The sequence below is a fragment of the Paraburkholderia sp. RL18-085-BIA-A genome, from assembly GCF_046027075.1.
In the GTDB taxonomy this organism is placed as follows: domain Bacteria; phylum Pseudomonadota; class Gammaproteobacteria; order Burkholderiales; family Burkholderiaceae; genus Paraburkholderia.
In genome coordinates this window covers 1-2,113 of the sequence record NZ_JARESU010000363.1, presented here as the reverse complement: position 1 = coordinate 2,113, position 2,113 = coordinate 1, and the positions used below count along the sequence as shown (strand labels likewise).

The following is a 2,113-nucleotide window of genomic DNA, read 5'->3' as shown; positions in this document are numbered from 1 at the left end:
CATTACCGGGAGGAGCAACACAGCACTAAACCCAACTGCAAATCTATCCGCTGAAACGGGTCAATCTCAGACAGCTTCTGGCTGCGCTAAAGCAGCCCTCGTCGTTCAAAGCACGATTTCCAGGATTAACTTAAGATGCGCGCTTCATTGACCATAGCCGCCAGGAGCTGAAGAAATCATGCTTACAACAAGACTACTGGGATCCGGAATTGGTATCGGGATCGCCGCCCTGCTCGGCATTGGAGCGGCGCACGCCGATGAGGTCGTCCAGGCCGCCGCGCCGGAACATGTCGCCGACTTTGTGGCCCATGACTTCCATTTTTCCGATGGCACAGTCTTGCCGGAAGTGCGCATCCACTACGTGACGATCGGTACGCCACATCGTGATGCACACGGTCGGATCGACAATGCGGTGCTGTTGATGCACGGCACGACCGGTAGCAGCGCCGAATTTCTGACGCCGCTGATGCGCCGGGAGTTGTATGCGCCTGGTCAACCGCTGGACGCACAGCGCTATTTCGTCGTGGTTCCGGATGGACTGGGTCGTGGCGGCTCCAGCAAGCCCAGCGACAGTCTGCGTACGCACTTTCCGCACTATGGCTACAACGACGTGGTAGAGGCCAATCATCAAATGCTGGTTGACGGCCTGCACGTCACGCACCTGCGTCTGGTACTCGGCGTCTCGATGGGCGGCATGCAGACTTGGATCTGGGGCGAACGCTACCCCGATATGGCGGACGCGCTGATGCCCGTCGTCAGCCAGCCCATCGCCATCGCCGGGCGCAACTGGCTGTGGCGGCAGATGGTGGTCGGCGCGATCCGCAACGATCCCGACTGGCATAACGGCGACTACACAACAGCGCCGACGCAGTGGCTGCGCGTCATGCCGATTTTCGCGGTGCTCACCGTCAACCCGGCCCGCCAGCAGGAACAGGCACCGGATCGCAAAAGCGCCACTGAGATGTATGACCGTCTGGTCGAGCAGGCCAAAAAGAACGATGCCAATGACGTGCTGTACTGGTTCGAATCATCGTGGGACTACAACCCCACCGCACAACTCGGCAAGATCCGCGCCAAACTGCTGGCAGTCAATTTTGACGATGACCTGCTCAATGCCACCGATCTCGGTGTCATGCAGCGCCTGATTCCTACGGTTCCGCATGGAAGTTATGTCGAAGTGCCCGAATCCGCGCTTTCGTACGGACATCAAACGCAGACTCATCCGGAAGCATGGAAATCGTACGTGGCGAAGTTGCTCGCCGAGCATTGATCCGGTAGATCCGTCAGGGGACAAGGTTATTGCGGGGGAAGAGGCCTGAACAGGCCTCCCGATTCCATCCAGCGTTCGAGGCGCCCGCAATGCATCAATCGTATTCGAAGGCAATCTCCATGAAAAAAACAAGGCATTTCATTCTCGGCTGTCTGCTCGTCGCGGCATCGTCAGCTTGTCTGGCTCAAAACGTGGGCGTCGGCCGAACAGAAGTCACGCGCGCTGACGTATCGATACCGGGACGGGAAGCCGTCGTTTCACGTGTGCAGATCGCGCCCGGCGGGCAGCTAGCCTGGCATACACATTTTGGCGACGAAATCAGCTATGTCGAATCGGGCACGTTGACGCTACTGGTTGCGGGAAAGAAAGAGCAGAAGGTCGAGGCGGGCGGCGGCTTTGTCGTACCGGCGGGTCTGGTACACAGCGCGAAGAATGAGGGCACCTCCCCCGTCGAGCTCATTACGGTGCATGTGGTGGAAAAGGGCAAGCCGTTGGCTACCCCAGCCGCACCGCCCGCACAGTAAAGGCGATGGCATGCTGGCGATCCAGATGACGGATCGCATACACGCCAAATCCGCAACACGAGATTGATAGATGCAAATGAAGTTGCTGGTGTCCATATCGCGGCAATCGTGGTCGTGAAGAGTGACTGGGACCATCGCCGTACTGAGTGTGAACATTGCGGAGAGTGGCGACCATCTGACATCTTCGGTGAAGCATCGACCCGCCACGATCGCGGGGACGCTCTCGTTGCTGCGCGCCCATTCGCGTGTCGTGCGCAGTGCGGCGTTCAACTGGCCTTCGCCCAGCGGCGACGGGTTATCGAAATCCGCGGCAGCCGGT

General features: G+C 59.1%; 3 protein-coding genes. All 3 read left to right on the top strand.

What is annotated here, in order from left to right; genetic code table 11:
* The first annotated feature begins 178 nt into the window (after positions 1 to 178).
* Entirely contained in the window at positions 179 to 1,270 is a 1,092-nt protein-coding gene (locus P0D89_RS52430; protein ID WP_408368678.1) for an alpha/beta fold hydrolase, read from the top strand.
* Between the two features lie 119 nt (positions 1,271 to 1,389).
* On the top strand, positions 1,390 to 1,794 hold the full coding sequence (locus P0D89_RS52425; protein WP_408368676.1) for a cupin domain-containing protein: 405 nt from the start codon (positions 1,390 to 1,392) through the stop codon (positions 1,792 to 1,794).
* Between the two features lie 121 nt (positions 1,795 to 1,915).
* Positions 1,916 to 2,113: hypothetical protein (locus P0D89_RS52420; RefSeq protein ID WP_408379530.1), on the top strand; the 198-nt coding region annotated here is incomplete at its 3' end.

Excerpts from the sequence above, each read along its gene's own strand:
- P0D89_RS52425 (WP_408368676.1), top strand. The coding sequence starts at position 1,390 with ATGAAAAAAACAAGGCATTTCATTCTCGGCTGTCTGCTCGTCGCGGCA.
- P0D89_RS52430 (WP_408368678.1), top strand. The coding sequence starts at position 179 with ATGCTTACAACAAGACTACTGGGATCCGGAATTGGTATCGGGATCGCC.